This is a genomic window from Saccharicrinis sp. 156 (genome assembly GCF_050589685.1).
Lineage (GTDB): Bacteria > Bacteroidota > Bacteroidia > Bacteroidales > Marinilabiliaceae > Saccharicrinis.
In genome coordinates this window covers 15,245-35,564 of sequence record NZ_JBNGOS010000008.1, presented here as the reverse complement: position 1 = coordinate 35,564, position 20,320 = coordinate 15,245, and the positions used below count along the sequence as shown (strand labels likewise).

The following is a 20,320-nucleotide window of genomic DNA, read 5'->3' as shown; positions in this document are numbered from 1 at the left end:
TTATGAAGGAAGCAAAAGTTATTGCCGAGATAGGATGTAATCACAAAGGTGATATGGAAATTGCCAAAGAGTTAATTCAAATGGCTAAGGTATTTTGTAAGGCGGATATTGTTAAGTTTCAGAAAAGAGCCAACAAAGAATTGCTAACCGAGGAGCAATATAACGCACCGCATCCTAATCCTATGCATTCATATGGAGATACGTATGGCGAACACAGGGAATTTCTGGAGTTTGAGGTAGATCAGCACAGGGAACTGAAACAGTTTTGTGACGAGATAGGTATCGAGTATTCAACTTCGGTTTGGGATCTGACGTCGGCAAAAGAGATGGCATCCTTCGAACCTAAACTGTTAAAAATTCCTTCGGCTTGCAACAACAACTTTGAAATGCTGGAATGGCTGGCTTTAAACTATAAAGGCGAAATTCATGTCTCTACCGGAATGACCACCAAGCAGGAGATAGAAGATATTATTACTTTCTTCCAGAAATTTGACAGGAACAAAGATTTGGTGATTTACAGTTGTACTTCCGGATATCCCGTTCCTTTCGAAGATATCTCGTTGCTGGAAATTACCAACCTGAAAGAAAAATACGGCCATTTGGTAAAGGAAATAGGTTTTTCAGGCCATCATCTGGGAATATCGGTGGATATTGCCGCATATACCCTTGGAGCCACTTACATTGAAAGACATTATACCCTGGACAGGACCTGGAAGGGTACCGATCATTCAGCGTCCCTGGAACCGGATGGCTTGCGCAGACTTTGCAGGGATTTAAAAGCGGTGAATAAGGCATTGACCTATAAAGAAAAAGATATCCTGGATATAGAAAAGGTACAACGCGATAAATTAAAGTATCGTAAGTAATATGTAATGAAAAACCTGTTTTATATTCATCGATTTCCTTTTAACAAAGAAGCTTTTATCAGGGACGAGTTTCAATACTTTATCTCGAAAGGGTATCGTGTGAAGTATCTTGATATTTCTAATCTGTTAAAGAAAAAAGAGTTGGGAGCAGCATGCCCGGATTCTTTAAAAGAGCATGTAATTCCTTTTGACAGTAAAAAAGAATTTCGAAATTTCTTATACGAAAATAGAACAGGTTCTGTAATCATTACGGATGTAGGATTATTGGCCAATAGCGCATGGATGTATGTAGCTATTTTTAAGGCTAGGATACCTTACATACTATTCGAGAATTCAGTCTTACCCAGGATTAACAGATCAGGAACTAAAATGAGTAAGGCCGGATTGTTTAAATTTTTTAAGCGTTTTAATTACAGCAAAATATATAAAAAGCCGGTAGAGATTATTACTCATACGATTGCTAAATTAATGCTTTATCCGGCCCAGATGATTATTACATCCAAACCCAGGTTAAGCGCTGAAAAACGAGGCTTAAAAGGAGAAAAAACCCTTATGAAATATTCCATGTCGCTCGATTATAAAGTGGCCATGGATGTTGGAAAGGAAGGGACGGTAAAAGAGCCTTATGCCGTTTTTGTAGATCAGTATTTTGTGCATCATCCCGATTTTAAAACAAATCATATTGTACACTTTTTTACGGCGGATGAATATTATAGCGAGCTTAATAAGTTTTTACGTGATTTTTCAATTGAAACCGGGCTAAAGGTGGTTATAGCTTCACATCCACGAAGAAGCGAGGAACAAACAAAGGATTTTAACCCGGAATTTGATGTTTATTACAATAAAACGGCAGAACTCGTTAAGAACAGTAAAATAGCTTTGATACACTTTTCAACGGCTATTAATTATGCGGTAATCTTTAAAAAGCCGTTTATGCTGTTAAACTCTGCCTTATTTAAAAACAGTAGTGTGGACGAAGAGGTGATGATGTTTTGTAATTATTTTAATAAACAACCCATTTATACTTCTGATTATCAAAATAAAATTGAGGATTTTAAAAATGGGATAAATGAGGTTGACGATACTAAATACGAAGAGTTTTTTAATACTTATATCAAACATCCCAAGGCAGAAAATGAAACTTTTAAGGAGCAGATCGAGGGCATTTTATTGAAGTTGGATAGTTAACTGTGTAATGGTATGAAAAATGTTTATTTTATAGATCGTTTTCCTTTTAATAAGGAGTTTTATATCAGAAACGAATTTGATTTTTTGGAAGAAAATGGATTCAATGTAAAATTTTTGGATATTACGAAGTTTCTTAAACGTCAAAAAATTGAATGCACCTTGCCCAAAGAATATGAAAAATTCGTTTTACGATTTTCTTCAAAAAAGGAGTTTGGTGAATTTATTCTTAACCATATTAACGATTCCGTAATTTTATCGAGGGTGCCTTATGTTGCAAGCAGCGGTTGGATGTACTATAAAATTTTTAAAAGTAAGATACCCTATGTGATAATTGAACATACTTCCTTTCCATCTATTAATTCAAAAACTAAACTAGAAGATTTACGGAACAGGTATATTAAGTTTTTTAAAAAACTTAACTTTAAAAAAGTATTAAGCAAACCAATGGAAGTGTATCATTATTATGCGTCGTTGCTTTATCTAAAATCTGCGCATATGATAATTACTTCTAAAATTAACACTAAATCTATTTTTGATAAATTGGTGGGGCAAGATACTACCATAAAGTATTCATTGTCTCCGGACTATAAGGTAGCCATGGAGGTTGACGATACTATTGATATTGGAGAAGAATTTGCAGTATTTGTGGATCAATATTTCGTTCATCATCCTGATTTTAAAACGCACCACATTATTCATGATTTTACGGAAAATCAATATTATAGCGAAATAAATGGCTTTTTAGTAGCTTTTAAAAAGCAAACAGGTTTAAAAGTTGTGATAGCTTCTCATCCAAGAAGAAGAGATGCGCATACCGATGACTTTTTACCGGAGTTTGATTTACTTTTTAACAAGACAGCCGAATTAATTAAAAAGTCAAAGATTGTATTGTTACATTTTTCCACCGCAATAAATTTTGCCGTTATCTTCAAAAAACCATTTTTATTACTTAACTCAGATATGTTCAATAACAGCAATGTGTTGACTGGGATTATGATGTTTTCTACCTTTTTTAACAAAGAAACTATTAATATGAGTGATGTAAATAGCGAGCTGGTAAGTAGTCAGTTAGATTTGGTAGATGAGGATAAATACGACGAATTTTTAGAAAAATTTATCAGACATCCCAAAGCAACAAATGAGACCTTTAGAGACCAGCTATTTTATATATACAGTGATTTGAAAAGCTAATTTGTTTTTTCAAAATACTTCTGTAATACCAATACCGAAATCAAATCTTCCCTTTTTTTGTTTTTAAACTGATTTACGTATTTATTCGCATTTAAACGTATCTCAACGGCTTTTTCAGGATGATTGATGTAGTATTCCAATTTCTGGTTTAAATCGGAATAATCGTCCTTAATATGGATATAATGGTAATCGGGTTTCAGGGTGCCTTCCATAAACCATGTTTCGTATTTTGGGGTTGGCATTATGGCCACCGAATTGGACGACATGATCCATTTTAAATTGGAAGCCACGTCGTTTCCTTCCAACGAAAGGATAAATTTATATTTCAGTTGTTCCGCAATATTCAATTTGTCCACCAACCATTCCGTTTCAACATCCGCATTATTTACATGCCCCACATCACAAAGAGGATTATTGAAATGTTTTTCTAAAAACTCGATTCTCTGTGGCTGATGTTTCCAAATATTACCTCTCCAAACGAGTTGGTTCTTCTTTTTTGTAAAAGGTAAATTTTCGCTTATGAAAATAAAATGACGAATTTTATTGAGGTTGAGAAGCACCGAATTGGCATTGTAGTCACCTATAGGTCTGCTTTTTACAATGGATGGGTCGTCCGGTATTTGCGTTACATCACCAAACTCGTAGGCAAACTTGTATTCCGGCTTGAAATATCGGGTATACTGCCAGGTATCAAAAAAATAGGTGGAATCCTTGCCGGTAAAAACAAAATCGGCCAAAGGTTTTACAGGCTTTTTAAAGGTAACCCTGTCATGGAGTTTATTATAGTAATGTACCCTTTTTTCAATGTATGCCTGATCAAAATCTTTTAACCGTTTAATTTTTTTACGCAATCCATTTTTAGAAAATGGAGATAGAAATTTCAACCTCACAAAATTTTTTAAATAATATGCAGGCTTAAAATTTTTGTGCTTAACGGTTAAAAGCATTGAATGTAATTTATTTAAACCAACCATCCTTCCGTTACCTTTTGGGGTGTACCAAGTTAAAAGTAATTTTGAAAAAACGAGCTTAATTGGATTATATATTAAAAGTATATTTTCAACATTGAAATGTTTTTAGTCAGCGAAGACATATGAATGTCGTTTAATTTCCTGAACAATTTGTTTGGGTGTAATATCCACCAGGCACTTTTTAATTTCCTTCAGTTTACACTTGGTATTACCGTGTTTACTGCAAGGCTGACAAGGCAGGTTTAAATCAAAAATCTTCATTTTTTCACCGGTGGGATAACCAAAAGCCGTTGGTCCGATAATGGCGCAGCCCGGAACATTAAACAAGTCGGCGGCATGTAAAAATCCGGTGTCGCCACTCACCACATACCTCGATTTAGAAGTCACACAAAAGCTCTCTAACAAAGATGTCTTTCCTGCTAAATTGATTACCCTATCCGGAGCAGCATCCGCAATTTCACGGCAAAAATCATCCTGTGGTCCGGCCAGTATATTAAAATGGAAATCGGGGAGCAAGGTCACCAGTTTTTTCCAGTATTCAACAGGCCATCTTTTTAACTCCCAGGCAGCGGAGGGAACCAATGTTATTGTTTTGGATGGTTGGTCCTGTAACAGTCCCTTACATTTGATTTCTGTTTCTTCTGGAAATACCCAATTATCGTGTGGGGTAAAGAAATCGTGGATACCCCACTTTTTTAGGGGATTTCGGAACGATTCAAAAGCTCTGAACGGTTTCGGGAGCAGGTTTATCCTGAAATTAAACAAGAGCATTCTTTTCAGCCTGTCTTTTCTTCGGGTGATTAATTTGCTTCCAACTCCAAAGGGGCAAATAATGGTTTTTAATATATTGGAGCGGATATTACTGTGTGCATCGTAAACATGCGTGTAGCCTTCTTTTTTCAGTTGAGTGGCTAATTTTATTAATCCACCCATCCCCTCTTTTCTGTCGAACTCGATTAATTGATCAATACGGGGATCAATTTTTAATAAGGATGCTAAATCTTTCCGCACAACCCAGTGGATTTCGCAATTTGGGTGATGGTTTTTAAACCCTCCGGTAACCGACATACATTGAATGATGTCGCCAATTGAACTTAGCCTGATGATTAATATCTTCTTCTTGTCCACGGAATTTTCAGATTAAACAGAATAGTACAGTACTGTTTTTTATTAAATGGTATGCAAATGTAATGGTTTGTATTGAATTATTAGAATAGTTAGGGGGTTGGGTTTGTAAACAAGATACTATAAGTAATCATGTTTTGGCAAATGCTGTTTTTTGATAATAACAAAAAAACCGATACCATGAGTGGTATCGGTTTTCATTAAAATATTCTTATTTATTTTTTTATAGATCCAATTAATACCGTAGCATTATTGTTTTTACATTCAAAAACACCGCCGTCGCAATTAAAAAAATGCTCTTTACCATCTTTACTAAACACCCTTATTTTTCCTGAAGTCAATGTAGAAACAATGGGGGCGTGGTTTTTTAAAACGGTAAAACTGCCGTCAATGCCAGGTAATTGAATAAAACCCACATCGGCCGAAAACAATATTTTTTCGGGCGTTATGATCTGTAATTTTAAATCATTCATAATTTCTGAATTGTATTACCACTCATCACCATTGACTGATTATCTATTTCGCTTCGGCCAATAGTCTTTCGCCTTTTTCAATGGCTTCTTCTATGGTTCCCACCAGGTTAAATGCAGCCTCGGGATATTTGTCCACCTCACCGTCAATAATCATGTTGAAACCTTTAATGGTATCTTCAATGCTAACAAAAGTACCTTTTAAACCGGTAAACTGTTCGGCAACATGGAATGGTTGTGATAGGAAACGTTGTACCCTACGTGCCCTGTGCACCACTTGTTTATCTTCTTCCGACAGTTCTTCCATACCAAGAATAGCAATAATATCCTGCAATTCTTTATAGCGTTGAAGAATTTCCTTTACTCTTTGGGCCGTATTGTAATGTTTGTCCCCAACAATATCAGGGGATAAAATCCTTGATGTAGAATCCAATGGGTCTACGGCCGGATAAATACCCAGCTCTGCAATTTTACGGCTTAGTACGGTTGTGGCATCCAGGTGTGTAAAGGTAGTTGCGGGAGCCGGGTCTGTCAAGTCATCGGCAGGTACATACACAGCTTGTACCGAGGTGATAGAGCCACTTTTGGTAGATGTGATACGTTCCTGTAACTCACCCATTTCGGAGGATAGCGTTGGTTGGTACCCCACAGCGGATGGCATACGTCCCAAAAGGGCGGACACCTCGGAGCCGGCTTGCGTGAATCGGAAGATGTTATCTACAAACAAAAGGATATCCTTACCTGTACCGGAACCGTCTCCGTCGCGGAAACTCTCGGCAATACTTAACCCGGACAGTGCTACTCGGGCACGGGCACCCGGAGGCTCATTCATCTGGCCGAATACCATGGTTACCTGCGATTTGTCCAGGGCTTTTTTATCTACTTTGGATAAATCCCAGCCACCTTCTTCCATACTCTTTTTAAACTCTTCGCCATAGTTTACAATGCCCGCTTCAATCATCTCGCGAAGCAAATCGTTACCTTCACGGGTACGTTCGCCTACCCCTGCAAATACGGATAGACCGTCGTAGCCCTTGGCAATATTATTGATCAACTCCTGGATTAGAACCGTTTTTCCTACTCCGGCACCTCCGAAAAGGCCAATTTTACCCCCTTTGGCATAGGGTTCAATCAAGTCAATGACCTTAATTCCCGTAAAAAGAATCTCTGATTCGGTGGATAATTCTTCAAATTTGGGCGGTTCCCTGTGAATAGGCGTTCCATTTTCTTTTGTAATATCTCCAATACCGTCAATCGCTTTTCCGGTCACACTCAGCAATCGTCCCTTTACATAATCGGCAGGAGGCATCAAAATCGGCTGTCCCGTTGCCACTACCTTCATTCCGCGAACAAGTCCGTCGGTAGCATCCATAGAAATACATCTAATCGTTTGCTCGCCAATATGTTGTTGACATTCAATGGTAATAATCTCACCATTATCGCGGGTTATCTCAAGTGCATCTAAGATACTAGGAAGTTCCTGATCTACTAAATCAAAACTAACATCAATAACAGGTCCCACTACTTGAATGATTTTCCCTTCTAATTGTTTCATAATACAAGTTTACCTTTATGGCAACCATTAACACTAACGTTAATGATGGCTTAATGAGATATAGAGATATTAATCAAATTGTTAAAATAACAAATGCTAAAAATAACAAGATTGTTGAATAAGTACTAATTAATTCTTTGCATTAATTTGGAAGCAAAGTTTTCCAGTTCATTTTTTACCGAGTAATCTCCATCGATTTGGGATAAGCAATGAATGGCCTTTTCATAATACTCTTTCATTTTGTTTTTCGAGGCCGTATCTACCGACAGCTTTACATATATCTTTTTTACCGCCTCAATTTTTTCATTATAATCGAAATCTTCTACGGTAATCCAATCCATTAAGTTTCTTTTATCCTCTTTTTCCGCTTTTTTTAATGCCGTAAGCAGTAAAAAAGTTTTTTTGTTGGCAATAATGTCGCCTCCAATTTTCTTTCCGAAGGTATCCTGATTTCCAAAAGTGTCCAAAAAGTCGTCTTGTAACTGGAATGCCAATCCTATATTTATTCCGAAATGATAGATGAGTTCGGCTTCGTGCACGGATGCATTTGCCAAAATAGCGCCCATTTTTAAACTTCCTGCCAACAAAATAGCTGTCTTTAACCTGATCATTTCAAGGTACTCCTCTACCGTTACATCGTTCCGGGTTTCAAACTCCATATCGTACTGCTGGCCTTCGCAAACTCCCAGTGCCACAGCGTTAAAAAGCGCAATGACTTTGGGCAATTTATCGGGATCGCACTGGCAAACAAACTGATGTGCCTTTATCATCATGGCATCGCCCGACAAAATGGCCGCATTGGTGTTCCATTTTTTATGAACCGTAGGATTATTTCGTCGGACTTCTGCATTGTCCATTATATCGTCGTGTAGCAAAGTAAAATTATGAAACACCTCCAATCCTAATGCCGGGTACAATATTTTTTCGGGCTGATGCCCGAACAATTGGGCGGCCATCAAACACAATACAGGCCGGATTCGTTTTCCACCTTGTGCCAAGGTATATGCTATCGGAGTATATAATTCCTGAGGCTCAGTTACAAAATTTATCTTTTCAAGTTCGGCATTAACAAGTTGCTGGGTTTCTTTTATGTTGAGCATTTTGTTCGGTCTGTTTAGTTTTACTCTGTTCTGTCAACAGGTACTTTTTCAATTTTCAAATCTTCAATTTCAATATCTTCGTCTTCGTTATAAATATGAAGTAACGGTTCCCTGAAGGATTCGTTCGTAATTTGTTTCTCTAACGATAACAATAACGACGGTAGCAAGATTAAGTTCGAAACAAGGGCTATTAATAATGTCACAGCAACTAAAATACCCAATGCTACGGTGCCCCCAAATTCTGAAAAACCGAATATTCCGAAGCCAAAAAACAAGATAATAGAAGTGTATATCATACTCACACCTGTTTCTTTGAGTGCCAATACAACTGCGGCCTTAATACTCCAGTTTGTTTCGCCTAATTCCTGACGGTATTTGGCCAGATAGTGTATCGTATCGTCAACGGAAATACCGAAAGCGATGCTAAAAACCAATATTGTGGAAGGTTTTATAGGAATTCCAAAGTACCCCATCAGGGCGGCCGTCATGAGTAACGGAATCAAGTTCGGTATCAGCGACACGATCACCATACGTTTAGACGAAAACATCCAGGCCATAAAAGAGGCTATTAAAACAATGGCCAAAAACAAGCTTATAAACAAATTACGAATCAAATATTTGGTTCCTTTAAAAAAGAGTACACTGGCCCCGGTAACCGAAGTGCTGTACCTCTCCTCCGGAAATAATTCACCCATAAGTTCAATCACCAATTTGTTGAGCGCTGTCATTTTTGTGGTACCAATATCTTTTAACCTGTAACTCAGTCTTGTTTTTTGTTTCAAGGAGTCGATAAATGTATTGATAACCTGTTGTTGTTCGCCTCCTCCTTTTGAAACATAGGATAACAAAAAGTTACGTTCCTGGTTACTTGGGATATCGTAGTATTTCGGATTTCCATTGTAAAACCCCTGGCGGGCAAACTTAACCACTTCGGTAAGGGATAGGGCATTAGAAATTTCGGGATGCGACGAAAGTTTTTTGTTGAGCAAGTCCATTTTTTTAAGATTGCTTGTCCTGAGTACACCGTTGGGTTTTTGGGTATCGATCATGATTTCCAACGGCATCAACCCGTCAAAGTTCTCTTCGAAGAACTTCAGGTCAAGATAAAGCGGATCTTCATGTGGAATATCGTCCAGCATATAACCTGTTGTTTTAATGTTGGTGATTCCGATAATGCCGAATATTAAAATTATGCCGGTTGTTATATAAACAGTGTTTCGATGATTTAAAGAGATATGCACCAGTTTGTCTACTATATTATTCACCGCCTTATTATCGAGATGGTTTAAGTGCCTTTGTTTTGGAACCGACAAAAAGCTAAACATAATCGGGATCAACAGCAACGACAGAATAAACACACCAATAATATTTATGGCCGCTATTATACCAAACTCAACCAATATCCGGCTACTGGTAAATATAAAGGTTGCAAAGCCCGAAGCAGTGGTAAGATTGGTTAAAAACGTGGCATTACCTATTTTACAGATTACACGTTGTAAAGCTTTTATTTTGTTTCCGTGCTTACGGTACTCCTGGTGGTATTTGTTGAGCAGAAATACAGAGTTGGGAATTCCGATAACTATAATGAGCGGAGGGATCATCCCGGTTAAAATGGTGATTTTGAATCCAAACAAGGACTGTGTACCTAATGCCCATATAACAGCCATTCCTACTACTAGCATTGAGAATATCATTACCTTAAACGACCTGAAAAATAAAAAAAGGATAACGGCAGTGATTCCTAAGGCCATAAAAATGAACATATTCAGTTCTTTTTTGACCATTTCGGCAGTCGTTACCCTGATAAACGGCAATCCGGAATAATGCAAATCTATTTTGGTTTTGGCCGTATAATCCGCTCCCATTTTAACAATCTGTTCAATGAGTTCAACACGCTCGGGACTTTGCAAAATATGGGGTTCAAGGGTGATGGCCATTAAGTAAGAATCCTTACTTTTATTGTAAATATTACTTTGGTAAAATGGAAGTTGATAAAACTTGTTTTTAATGGAGTCAAGCTCATGCTGCGATGACACCTTACCTTTAAATAAGGGTTCAATTTCAAACCGCTTTTCTTTTATGTTTTTGACAAGATTATATGATTCCGATACCGAAAAAACAGAACTGACGCCTTTAATGGAATCAATATCGGAACTTAACTTAGTCCAGTTCATGTAATTGGCTAGTTGAAAGAAATCTTTGTCTTTTACGCCAATAACCATTAGATTTCCTTCATTTCCAAATACTTCCTTAAAGGCTTCATATTCCAGATAAGCCGGGTCATCTTCGGGTAACAAAGGCGCATATTGGTACGACATTTGAACATCGGCGGCTTTGTAGGCCATGAAAACGGTGACCAGGGATAATATGGTTAAAAGCAGAATCCTGTTTTTTAATATGGTGCGAGCGATAAAAATCCACATGTTATTTAAATGGTATTTGACTGTTATATGTAAGCTAATTTGAAATACTTCAGCAATAGTGTTGTATCCTGCCAATCGGGGCAGACAGGGTAGAACCCTAGCAGGAAATTAATCCCTCTATTTCTATCAATGAATTGTGTTGATGAAATTCGCGGCTGGTAATAACCGTTTCAACATCCGGTAATAAACCACGCACTATTTCTTCCACCCTGTTATAGTCTTCGTTATTTTTAATATTAACCCTAATAAACTTAAAATGATTTTGAACGTTTAACGCCAACTTACAAATATCTTTATGCGAGAAAATATTCTTTAGCGTTTGTATCGTTTGTTGTTCAATATCTGCCGGAATCTGGTTCAAATCAGAAATACTTGTATACCAGAATTCATTGTTACCATTGTAAATAAACTTGCTTTTTATACCCTTATCCTCTATCAAAGTATTATCATCCAGATTTAACTTTGAACTTGCGGCTTCTCGAAATTTGGCAAACGCATTAAATTCAATTACCAGCGTATCGCCTAAATTATGAATATTATTTACAAGAGGCTTCCCGTTAACAAATAAGGCTTCTTCATAAAAAAAGTTCTTGATTTCGTTGAAAATGTGAAGGTTTCCTCTTTCATGATGATCATAATCCGAGGAGCCATTCAATTCAGGTATATAATTCCACTGGCGGTAAATATGACCAAAATTTAAATCTTCAGCCATCAAAATTTGTTCCGCAAAATCAAAACATCGCTGTGCCGAGAACAAAAGTGAATCTTCTTTGAATGAGATAGCCCCGGAAAATACTTCTAATCCGGCGCCATGTTTTACCGTTACATAATAATGGTTGAGGAGTTTTTTATATTGTACTTCGGCCTTATCATACAATTGGTACTGTATTACAAATTCCTCGTTGTTACAAATATTCTGGAAAATGATTGAAAAGGCTGGTATTTTATCTTTGAAAACATTTTTTAACGCATTTTCAATACATTCATATTCTTTGTTAAAATGATCCGGATCGGAATTATTGACGATAAAATCTAACTTAACAATAGAAGTACCGTCGCTGCTTTTTAATATATGATGAAGGGTGTTTTTAACCCTGTTTTTAAATGAATTACCCGCTTGTGCGCTAATAAGATTTACAATTCTCATCCCTAAAAAATTAATTTGGCGCAAATTTATTCGTTTTATTGATTAAGGTATCATTTGAAGAAGTTATTTTTTAGTACGCATGGTATTTTTCAACATTTTATAAACAAAAAAAGTAACCTATTTACAATACTGACCGTAACAGGGTGGAGTAAAACAAACAATAAATGGTGTTGTGATATGAAAAAAATCTTGTTGCTTTTAATACTTACCTTTACTGTTCCAAAGCTAGGTTTTAGTCAAGTTGAAAAATACAAATCTGTATTTACTTTAAATTTCATCCGGTATATCGGATGGCCCGATGATGCTAAACAAGGAGATTTTGTAATTGGCGTTTTAAAAAATGTAAAAATTGCAGAATACTTAATAAAGCAATCAGCTGGCAAAAAGTTTGGTTACCAGAATGTTGTTGTAAAACAGTTTAAATCAGTTGATGAAGTGACTGATTGCCAGGTGCTGTATGTTGCCTCCAGTGTTAATTTTCCCCGTCATTCCGAAAACCTTTTTTCCAAAATTGGTAAAAGTTCATTGTTAATTGCGGAAACGGAAGGAGCTACTAAGCATGGAGCTGTTATCAATTTTGTGGTGAGAGAAAACAATTTAAAGTTTGAGATTCACCATTCAAATGCGCAAAACCTCGGATTGAGTGTAAGCTCTAAACTCACAAATATGACAGCCGCTATAAAAAAGTAAAACTAAATGAAGATAAAATTAAATATTGCTCAAAAACTGATTGCTGGTTTTAGTATTTTGCTATTGGCAATTATTATAAACGGTGTTTCTACTTATTTTACCTTAAATAGTAGTCGGGCTTTAAGTGATCAGATTACAGGTGTATATAGTCCTTCTGAACATAATATACAGCAACTTAAAGATATGGTTATCAGTTCGAAGGCTTTAATTAAAAGCTGGGTTTTTATTGACAGGCAACCGGGTACCGCGGATAAAGTGGTGCTTGAAAATTTACATACCACTGATTATCCTGAGTTAATAGAAAGGCTTACAAACAATAAAATCAACTGGGAAAAGTCGGATCAAGCTGCCTTTGACGCAATTAAGCGCAAAACAGACTCACTGTTCACAAAACATCAATATGTAATGAACAGTTTAAATTCGTTTGAGGCTTATGATGATGTTATGGTAATATTTGAGGTGGAACCAATGGTTCAGGAAGACGGAGAGATAATTAAATTAAGTAATAAGATTGTGGAGGAACTTACCGTATTAGTAGACAAGTTTAACGGTTTAAACACTGCATCGCTTAATAAAATGGATGCTTCATTTGCCTGGTTCAATGGATTTGTGGTCGTAATGATATTGCTATTGGTTGTGGTTTCGGTGGTTATTGCATACTGGTTGTATAAAAGTATTGTTTTGCCATTAACTAAAGGAGTTGAATTCGCCCAGGCCATTGGGAATGGTGATTTAACGGCAGAACTTAAGATAGAGCAAGACGATGAAATAGGTAAGCTTGCAGATGCGCTTAAGGCGATGGCCACTAATATCAAAAACATTGTGATTTCAATTAAAGAAAACGCAAATGACTTGGTGTCCAGTGGCAAGAACGTGAAAGATAGTTCTTTGCAGCTTTCCAAGGGATCTGCCGATCAGGCTGCATCTGCCGAAGAAGTATCCACTTCCATTGAGGAGATGGTAGCCAATATCGATCAGAACACGGAAAATGCGGTGCAGACGGAAAAAATTACGGTTGAAACGGCACAAGATGTTAATGTGGCAGATAAACTGTCTTCGGAAGCTGCGGACTCGATGAAAAGTGTGGCAGAAAAGATTACGATTATTGGAGATATTGCCTTTCAAACCAATATATTGGCATTGAATGCAGCCGTAGAAGCCGCCCGTGCAGGAGAACATGGAAAAGGATTCTCGGTAGTGGCATCCGAAGTACGTAAGCTGGCCGAGCGAAGTAAAGTAGCAGCCGATGAAATTCATAGTTTGGTAAATGGTGGTTTAAAGGTATCGCAGGAAGCTGGCGAGAAATCGCGATTGCTGGTACCCGATATTCAAAAAACAACACAGCTCATTAAAGAAATTTCGGCAGCCAGTTTGGAACAAAAAACAGGTGCAGAGCAAATTAATATGGCCATGCAACAGTTAAACATGATCACACAGGAAAATGCTTCCTCGTCGGATGAGTTAACGCAGAGTGCGGAGCAGCTGGCGGTTTTGGCAGACAGGTTGAAAGAATCGGTGAGTTTCTTTACCATTGGTGACGAAAATATGATGCAGACTGGCACATCCATCCCAAAGTCCTTCGTAAAGAAAACAGAAAAAAAGCTATCTGAACCAGGCGTGGAACGAAAACCGAAAAAAACCAAAGTTTCTCCGGAAATAGGTGATTTGATCAACCTGGAAAGAGAAATGGACTTGGATAATTACGAAAAATTTTAGAACGTATTGTAATAAACCTGCAAGTTATGGATAAACCATTTTCAGTTGAAATGAAGGATGATAGTGATATACAGGAAATGATCATTTCCGGTGATTTAATCATTAATCATGCCGATACCATAAAAGAAGAGTTGCTTAAAACGCTTGACTTTTCAAAAAAACTACATATAAAGGTCGACAATCCAACGAGAATCGATATCACATTTATTCAACTTGTTCTCGCTATTAAAATGGCTTATAAAAACAAGAGGCTCGATTTTAATTTAGAGGGTACATTTAACGATGAAGCGTGTACCTTGGTTGCCAACGCAGGTTTTAATGACCTATTTAAACTATAGAATAAACATTTACTAATTATGGCTAAGACAGTTCTTATTGTTGACGATTCTGAAAGCATCAGGGAAGTTGTTAATTTTACCCTACAAAACGAAGGGTACGAAGTATTGGTAGGTATTGACGGGGAGGATGCACTTCAATTTTTAGATGGAAGAACCATCGACATTATCATTACCGATTTACACATGCCTAACCTGGATGGTTTAGGTTTGATTCGCAAAGTGCGCGAAATTGATGCCTACAAGCATATTCCTATTTTATTTCTGACAACAGAATCGCAAGCAGCTAAAAAGATGGAAGCAAAACAAGCCGGTGCCACGGGGTGGATTATCAAACCTTTTGTTCCTGCCAAACTTTTAAGTGCGATATCCAGAGTTTTAAGATGATAGAAAAGATAAAAGAAGGTTTTATCAGCGATACGCTACATGATCTCGATTCCATCGAGATGGATTTAGGTGCCGAATCCCTCGGTAACCCTTTAGATTGTGTTGCTGAAAAAATATTTACGGCAGTGCACAAAATAAAGGGTACTGCGCCAATGTTGGGTATTTATGGGCTGGATGATATTGCCATACCAATGGAGCGTGTCTATGATGCTATCAAAAACGGAAACCTCTCTTTATCAAACGAAATTGTATCCAATACCATTAAGCTCATACCTGCGTTAAAAGCGGAGCTGGGTAATAACCAACAGAGAAACCTTGATTCGGAAGACGTTAGTAAATCTTTGCGTTTTTTTGAGTCTCTAATCTAGTAAAATGCAGGCGCATGATTGATAAGTTTAGAGCCAAATTTGTTGAAGAATCTCTCGACAATGTGCACGACCTCGAAGAGGCCTTGTTGCTTCTCGAAGATGATAGGACAGACAAGGAAATAATTGAACGGATATTTAGAGCCATGCACTCGCTTAAGGGCGGTGGCGCCATGTTCGGATTTAATGATTTGAGCGAATTCACGCACCATCTGGAAACTGTTTTTGATGAGGTTCGTAACGGAAAACTGGTTATTTCGGATGAAATAATCTCTGTAACGTTTAATGCTATCGACCAGATTAAACACTTATTGGATGTTGGTGATTTAACGGATGAATCGGAAAAGCAGGAACTGGCAGGCTTAACCCGTAAAGTTCAAGAATTGGTTTCCAAACCCCAGGATGATGATCAGAGTCAAAAAAACAGCGATGCCGATGCCGCGGTAAAAATAGAGCCGGATGGTTCCAAAACATATCTGATAAACTTTAAGCCCCATACAAACATTCTTCAAAACGGGACTAACGTAATGTTTTTGTTGGATGACTTGCATGCGTTGGGCAAAGCAGTGGTTTTGTTCAACGATGAAAAGGTTCCTGAATTGGCGGACATGAATCCGCAGGAATGTTTTGTTACCTGGGACATTGTTTTAAACACATCCGAAGCGCTTAACGAGATACAGGATGTGTTTATCTTTGTTGAAGATGAATGCGATTTAACCATCCATGAAATTTTTGATGGCAATATTACCGAAAACGCCTTGTTCGAAGAGATAATGGCAAAATGCCGGCGTAACGAGGAAAAACTAACGGCCGAATTGCTCAAGGGAATAACTTGGTCAGGTGAACAAAAAAAGGTATCCCCGGAAAAAAAGAAAGCACAACTAAAAGAGCATAAAATTTCCAGTATCAGGGTAGCTTCCTCCAAAATTGACGAACTGGTGAACCTGGTTAGCGAGTTGGTAACCATTCAGGCACAACTTAACTTATATGCCGAAAAAAGTGGAGAACCACAAATTATTTCCCTTTCGGAAAACATTCAAAAACTAACACGGCAATTAAGAGATAGCGCATTTGAAATTAGTCTGATCCCTATCCAGAGCGATTTGATGAGATTCCAGCGTCTGGTGCGTGATTTATCAAAGGAGTTAAACAAGGAAATAGATTTTATTATCGAGGGCGGCGACATTGAGTTGGATAAAAATATTATTGAGCACCTTACCGATCCCCTGTTACATATGATCAGGAATTGTGTGGATCATGCCATTGAAATGCCCGATGAACGAATTAAAAAAGGCAAAAACCCAAAAGGTAATATCATATTTAAGGCCTATTACGAAGGTGCCAATGTGATTATTAAAATTATTGACGACGGAAAGGGAATCGACCCTAACTTTATTTTAAATAAGGCCATTCATAAAGGAATAGTTGACGAAGGCGTTGAACTTAGTAAAAAAGAAATCCTTGATTTAGTATTCATGAGCGGGTTTTCTACCAAAGAACAGGTTTCCGACCTATCCGGGAGAGGCGTGGGTATGGATGTTGTTAAAAGAAAGATTGGTGAAATAAGGGGCGAGGTTTCCATCGATTCTGAAGTGGATAAAGGAACAACTTTAACCCTGGAGTTACCTTTAACCTTATCCATTATCGATGGATTGCTGGTTACCGTGGCCCAGTCGCAATATGTAATTCCGGTTTCGGCCATCGAAAAAATATACCCGCTGGAAAACAAGGACAGAAAAAGCATATTTAATGATGTGATTACTTTGGATGGAGAGCAGTTTCCTGTAATTGGGATGAGGAGTATTTTTAACGAACCAGAAACAAGCGAAAAGGAACATATCATTCAAATCAAATATGAAGATAAGCAAATTGGGTTAATTGTTGATGAGGTTATAGGAGAATACCAAACCGTGGTAAAGCCATTCGGGAAACTGCTGAAAGACCAGGAAGTGATTTCAGGAGCTTCGATCATGGGCGACGGTTCCATTTCTATGGTTGTAGATACCAACAGACTCGTTCATTTTCATTGGAACCAAAAATTACACAAATAATGGAAGGTGAATTTAAAACATTAATTTCCTTCGGGCTGGGAGAACAAACCTTTGCTTTCGATAGCCTTAAGGTACGTAATATACTTCCTTACGAAGGAAACGTGACCAGGGTACCTAATACCCGCGAGTTTATTTTGGGTGTTATTAACCTGCATGGCAATATTGTTCCTGTAACCGATATGCGCAAGATTATGGCATTGGAAGAAGTTGAACGTACAAAGGATACATCCATCATTATTGTGTCGCCTGAGGATAAGCAGGAATCGCAGTTCGGTATTTTGGTCGATCTGGTAAAGGAAGTATTCGAAGTTCCATCGGAAAAAATAAAACCGGCCGCGTTCGAAAATAGAATGGGTTTAATAGAATCCTTTGAAGGTACCGTTCAGGAAAAGGAAGAATTTGTCCACCTGATAGACTTAAAGCATGTTTTATCACAAATAGAAAGTAAAAACTAATTGATATGGAAGATATTAATAATTCATATCTGTCATTTAAAGTGGGATCAGAAACCTTTGCTATTCATGTTGGAAGGGTAAACGAAATACGCGAATACGAAGCACCACGTAACATGCCGGAGTCCATCTCTTTTATGGCTGGTGTAATCGATCACAGAGATGAGGTAATCCCTGTTATCGATACAGGTGTAAAGTTTGGCATGAATCCTATTGAGGTAACGCCGTTGACCTGCATTATTATCATCGATGTAAAACGAAAGGATGATATCTCTTCCTTCAGGATGGGGATTCTTGCCGATGCAGTAACCGATGTTTTTGAAGCAGTTGAAGAAGATTTTAAGAATATCCACAATGATTATAGCCCAAATTATATCCAGGCTACCATCAACATAAACGAACACTTTTATCTAATCCTGAATTCGGATGAGGTATTCAGCGTTAACGAAATTATTAGTTTGTGTAAGGAGGTTGAGGAGATTAAGAAGCAGTGACAGACCGGGGTAAAATATACGAAAAGGAGCTTGACTGTTTTAAGGCAGAACTGTCCGAAAAGGACTTTGAGGCGTTTAGCAACTTCATATATAACGAGTTTGGTATAAAAATGCCACCGGTTAAAAGGGTGATGTTGCAAGGAAGGTTGCTGAAAAGGATCAGGCAGCTGAGCATGAAGTCGTATAGCGAGTATAAAGACTATTTGTTTAGTAACGGCGGACAAAAAGAGGAAATATTTAATTTTTTAAACGTTGTAACCACCAACAAAACGGATTTTTTCAGAGAACCGGTTCACTTTGATTTTTTGAAGAACAATGTTTTGCCTGAGTATACCGGCACACAAACAAGGGAGCCGTTTAAAGTTTGGAGTGCTGGTTGTTCCAGCGGCGAGGAACTTTATACCGTGGCAATAACGTTGAGCGAGTACCAGAGAGAGCATCCCTCTTTTACGTACCAAATGTTAGGAACCGATATTTCGCAGAATGTATTAAGTAAAGCAGCCAAAGGCATTTATGCAAGTAATAAAGTAGACATTGTTCCCTTGGAACTTAAAAAAAGATATTTATTAAAAAGTAAGGATCAGCAAAACCCTACTGTTAAAGTAAGACCAGAGTTACAAAGTAATTTGAGTTTGAAGTATTTAAACTTAATGGATTCGAATTACACAAATATAAACCAGAAGTTTGATGTGGTATTTTGCCGAAACGTTTTAATATATTTCGACCGAGCCACACAAGAAAGTGTGATCAATAAATTGAGTTCGCACCTAAAAACCGGCGGCATTTTTTTTATCGGACATTCAGAGTCGTTGACCGGAATGAACGTACCACTGGAACATATTAAACCAACAATTTTCAGAAAAAAATAAAGCACAAAACGATAACCATGAATAACTTATCAGACAGACAATTGCTTAAGGAGCTCAGACAGCGCCTTGACAATGGTAAAAGTAGCGAAAAGGAAATAAAGGAACTTACAATGGAATTACAGAGTGTTTCAAAACAACTGAAAGATTCTGAAGCGCTAAAAAGTCACTTTATATCCAATATATCAAACGAAATAGTGAATCCTTTTACTTCTATTCTTGGGTTGTCGAAAGCCATATTGTCTGTTGAAAAACACGATTGGAAGAAGGTGGTTTCCATGGTAGCGCTAATTCACTCGGAAGCATTTAACCTCGACTTCCAGTTAAAGAATATTTTCGTGGCAGCCAAAATAGAAGCCGGTGAAATAGCACCAAACATTGCCAAGGTAAATATCAGAAGCTTGCTTCAAACAGTGGTGGATTCATTCAACATCATCAGTCGAAAAATGGGTATTTCATTCGATATGCAGTTCAATATCGATCATGGTTTTGGTAAAAACTTTTATTTTAAAACCGATTCGGAAAAACTAAAACTTATTTTAAGTAACCTAATTAACAACGCGTTAAAATATAGTTACAAAGATAGCAAAGTGGTAATCTCGGTTTGGTTGGACGAGGATGATGTATTGAAAATTTCAGTTCAGGATTTTGGTACGGGCATATCCGAAAAGAATCAACATACAATTTTCCAGCGTTTTAAAAGGTTGGATACCGGAATTAACTCAATTAATCGCGGTCATGGTTTAGGCTTATCCATTACTAAGGCTTTACTGGACGTGTTGAGCGGTTCGATCGAAATTTCGAGCCAAAAAGGAGAAGGGTCTACCTTTACCATTAGCGTGCCAGAAGCCAGAAATATTGTGGATGGATTTAGCGGTGATGGGAACGATATATTCTTTGATGAAGAGGACGAGATTTTTTAAGGATG

20 protein-coding genes are annotated in these 20,320 nt (G+C 37.5%); 13 read left to right on the top strand and 7 right to left on the bottom strand.

Going from position 1 to position 20,320, the window contains the following annotated elements; genetic code table 11:
- The first annotated feature begins 2 nt into the window (after positions 1-2).
- Genes ACRD64_RS06290 through ACRD64_RS06280 form a run of 3 tightly spaced genes read left to right on the top strand, consistent with a single transcriptional unit; the run spans position 3 to position 3,245 of the window.
- Positions 3-866: an N-acetylneuraminate synthase family protein gene (locus tag ACRD64_RS06290; protein WP_430932383.1), complete on the top strand. Its 864-nt coding sequence runs from the start codon at positions 3-5 to the stop codon at positions 864-866.
- Between the two features lie 6 nt (positions 867-872).
- A complete protein-coding gene (locus ACRD64_RS06285; RefSeq protein ID WP_430932382.1) occupies positions 873-2,054 on the top strand; it encodes a hypothetical protein in 1,182 nt (393 codons plus the stop codon).
- Between the two features lie 12 nt (positions 2,055-2,066).
- Positions 2,067-3,245, top strand: coding sequence for a hypothetical protein (locus tag ACRD64_RS06280; protein ID WP_430932381.1), 1,179 nt, complete (start codon positions 2,067-2,069; stop codon positions 3,243-3,245).
- On the opposite strand, the gene ACRD64_RS06275 is transcribed toward ACRD64_RS06280, so the two are convergent.
- The 7 genes from ACRD64_RS06275 to ACRD64_RS06245 all read right to left on the bottom strand — a co-directional run bounded on the left by ACRD64_RS06275 (position 3,242) and on the right by ACRD64_RS06245 (position 12,036).
- Entirely contained in the window at positions 3,242-4,129 is an 888-nt protein-coding gene (locus ACRD64_RS06275) for a glycosyl transferase family 90 (protein WP_430932380.1), read from the bottom strand. The two genes, ACRD64_RS06280 and ACRD64_RS06275, sit on opposite strands and share 4 nt — an antisense overlap.
- Before the next feature lie 192 nt (positions 4,130-4,321).
- On the bottom strand, positions 4,322-5,344 hold the full coding sequence (locus tag ACRD64_RS06270; RefSeq protein WP_430932379.1) for a glycosyltransferase family 9 protein: 1,023 nt from the start codon (positions 5,342-5,344) through the stop codon (positions 4,322-4,324).
- 212 nt (positions 5,345-5,556) lie between these two features.
- Complete coding sequence (gene atpC, locus ACRD64_RS06265) at positions 5,557-5,814, bottom strand: ATP synthase F1 subunit epsilon (protein ID WP_430932378.1); 258 nt, start codon at positions 5,812-5,814, stop codon at positions 5,557-5,559.
- A gap of 43 nt (positions 5,815-5,857) precedes the next feature.
- Positions 5,858-7,366, bottom strand: a complete 1,509-nt coding sequence (atpD, locus tag ACRD64_RS06260) for a F0F1 ATP synthase subunit beta (RefSeq protein ID WP_430932377.1) — start codon at positions 7,364-7,366, stop codon at positions 5,858-5,860.
- A gap of 125 nt (positions 7,367-7,491) precedes the next feature.
- On the bottom strand, positions 7,492-8,466 hold the full coding sequence (locus ACRD64_RS06255; RefSeq protein ID WP_430932376.1) for a polyprenyl synthetase family protein: 975 nt from the start codon (positions 8,464-8,466) through the stop codon (positions 7,492-7,494).
- A 20-nt stretch (positions 8,467-8,486) separates the two neighbouring features.
- Positions 8,487-10,889, bottom strand: a complete 2,403-nt coding sequence (locus ACRD64_RS06250) for an efflux RND transporter permease subunit (protein WP_430932375.1) — start codon at positions 10,887-10,889, stop codon at positions 8,487-8,489.
- 97 nt (positions 10,890-10,986) lie between these two features.
- Complete coding sequence (locus ACRD64_RS06245; protein ID WP_430932374.1) at positions 10,987-12,036, bottom strand: hypothetical protein; 1,050 nt, start codon at positions 12,034-12,036, stop codon at positions 10,987-10,989.
- A gap of 177 nt (positions 12,037-12,213) precedes the next feature.
- Between ACRD64_RS06245 and ACRD64_RS06240 the strand changes: the two genes are divergently transcribed.
- Genes ACRD64_RS06240 through ACRD64_RS06195 form a run of 10 tightly spaced genes read left to right on the top strand, consistent with a single transcriptional unit; the run spans position 12,214 to position 20,315 of the window.
- Positions 12,214-12,726 (top strand): YfiR family protein, encoded by a 513-nt coding sequence (locus ACRD64_RS06240; protein WP_430932373.1) that lies wholly within the window; start codon positions 12,214-12,216, stop codon positions 12,724-12,726.
- Between the two features lie 6 nt (positions 12,727-12,732).
- A complete protein-coding gene (locus ACRD64_RS06235; protein ID WP_430932372.1) occupies positions 12,733-14,442 on the top strand; it encodes a methyl-accepting chemotaxis protein in 1,710 nt (569 codons plus the stop codon).
- A gap of 26 nt (positions 14,443-14,468) precedes the next feature.
- Complete coding sequence (locus tag ACRD64_RS06230; protein ID WP_430932371.1) at positions 14,469-14,780, top strand: hypothetical protein; 312 nt, start codon at positions 14,469-14,471, stop codon at positions 14,778-14,780.
- 18 nt (positions 14,781-14,798) lie between these two features.
- A complete protein-coding gene (locus ACRD64_RS06225) occupies positions 14,799-15,164 on the top strand; it encodes a response regulator (RefSeq protein WP_027472949.1) in 366 nt (121 codons plus the stop codon).
- A complete protein-coding gene (locus ACRD64_RS06220) occupies positions 15,161-15,532 on the top strand; it encodes an Hpt domain-containing protein (RefSeq protein ID WP_430932370.1) in 372 nt (123 codons plus the stop codon). The genes ACRD64_RS06225 and ACRD64_RS06220 overlap by 4 nt, the downstream gene beginning before the upstream one ends.
- A gap of 14 nt (positions 15,533-15,546) precedes the next feature.
- Complete coding sequence (locus tag ACRD64_RS06215) at positions 15,547-17,580, top strand: chemotaxis protein CheA (protein ID WP_430932369.1); 2,034 nt, start codon at positions 15,547-15,549, stop codon at positions 17,578-17,580.
- Positions 17,580-18,035 (top strand): chemotaxis protein CheW, encoded by a 456-nt coding sequence (locus ACRD64_RS06210; RefSeq protein ID WP_430932368.1) that lies wholly within the window; start codon positions 17,580-17,582, stop codon positions 18,033-18,035. Before ACRD64_RS06215 ends, ACRD64_RS06210 begins: the two co-directional genes overlap by 1 nt.
- Positions 18,036-18,040: 5 nt before the next feature.
- Positions 18,041-18,526, top strand: a complete 486-nt coding sequence (locus ACRD64_RS06205; protein ID WP_430932367.1) for a chemotaxis protein CheW — start codon at positions 18,041-18,043, stop codon at positions 18,524-18,526.
- A complete protein-coding gene (locus tag ACRD64_RS06200) occupies positions 18,523-19,395 on the top strand; it encodes a CheR family methyltransferase (RefSeq protein WP_430932366.1) in 873 nt (290 codons plus the stop codon). The genes ACRD64_RS06205 and ACRD64_RS06200 overlap by 4 nt, the downstream gene beginning before the upstream one ends.
- Positions 19,396-19,412: 17 nt before the next feature.
- Entirely contained in the window at positions 19,413-20,315 is a 903-nt protein-coding gene (locus ACRD64_RS06195) for a sensor histidine kinase (RefSeq protein WP_430932365.1), read from the top strand.
- Positions 20,316-20,320: the final 5 nt, after the last annotated feature.

Bases quoted from the DNA above. Each gene is read 5' to 3' on its own strand.
- ACRD64_RS06290 (WP_430932383.1), top strand. From the start codon at position 3: ATGAAGGAAGCAAAAGTTATTGCCGAGATAGGATGTAATCACAAAGGT.
- ACRD64_RS06285 (WP_430932382.1), top strand. From the start codon at position 873: ATGAAAAACCTGTTTTATATTCATCGATTTCCTTTTAACAAAGAAGCT.
- ACRD64_RS06280 (WP_430932381.1), top strand. From the start codon at position 2,067: ATGAAAAATGTTTATTTTATAGATCGTTTTCCTTTTAATAAGGAGTTT.
- atpC (WP_430932378.1), bottom strand. From the start codon at position 5,814: ATGAATGATTTAAAATTACAGATCATAACGCCCGAAAAAATATTGTTT.
- atpD (WP_430932377.1), bottom strand. From the start codon at position 7,366: ATGAAACAATTAGAAGGGAAAATCATTCAAGTAGTGGGACCTGTTATT.
- ACRD64_RS06255 (WP_430932376.1), bottom strand. From the start codon at position 8,466: ATGCTCAACATAAAAGAAACCCAGCAACTTGTTAATGCCGAACTTGAA.
- ACRD64_RS06250 (WP_430932375.1), bottom strand. From the start codon at position 10,889: ATGTGGATTTTTATCGCTCGCACCATATTAAAAAACAGGATTCTGCTT.
- ACRD64_RS06245 (WP_430932374.1), bottom strand. From the start codon at position 12,036: ATGAGAATTGTAAATCTTATTAGCGCACAAGCGGGTAATTCATTTAAA.
- ACRD64_RS06240 (WP_430932373.1), top strand. From the start codon at position 12,214: ATGAAAAAAATCTTGTTGCTTTTAATACTTACCTTTACTGTTCCAAAG.
- ACRD64_RS06235 (WP_430932372.1), top strand. From the start codon at position 12,733: ATGAAGATAAAATTAAATATTGCTCAAAAACTGATTGCTGGTTTTAGT.
- ACRD64_RS06230 (WP_430932371.1), top strand. From the start codon at position 14,469: ATGGATAAACCATTTTCAGTTGAAATGAAGGATGATAGTGATATACAG.
- ACRD64_RS06225 (WP_027472949.1), top strand. From the start codon at position 14,799: ATGGCTAAGACAGTTCTTATTGTTGACGATTCTGAAAGCATCAGGGAA.
- ACRD64_RS06220 (WP_430932370.1), top strand. From the start codon at position 15,161: ATGATAGAAAAGATAAAAGAAGGTTTTATCAGCGATACGCTACATGAT.
- ACRD64_RS06215 (WP_430932369.1), top strand. From the start codon at position 15,547: ATGATTGATAAGTTTAGAGCCAAATTTGTTGAAGAATCTCTCGACAAT.
- ACRD64_RS06210 (WP_430932368.1), top strand. From the start codon at position 17,580: ATGGAAGGTGAATTTAAAACATTAATTTCCTTCGGGCTGGGAGAACAA.
- ACRD64_RS06205 (WP_430932367.1), top strand. From the start codon at position 18,041: ATGGAAGATATTAATAATTCATATCTGTCATTTAAAGTGGGATCAGAA.
- ACRD64_RS06195 (WP_430932365.1), top strand. From the start codon at position 19,413: ATGAATAACTTATCAGACAGACAATTGCTTAAGGAGCTCAGACAGCGC.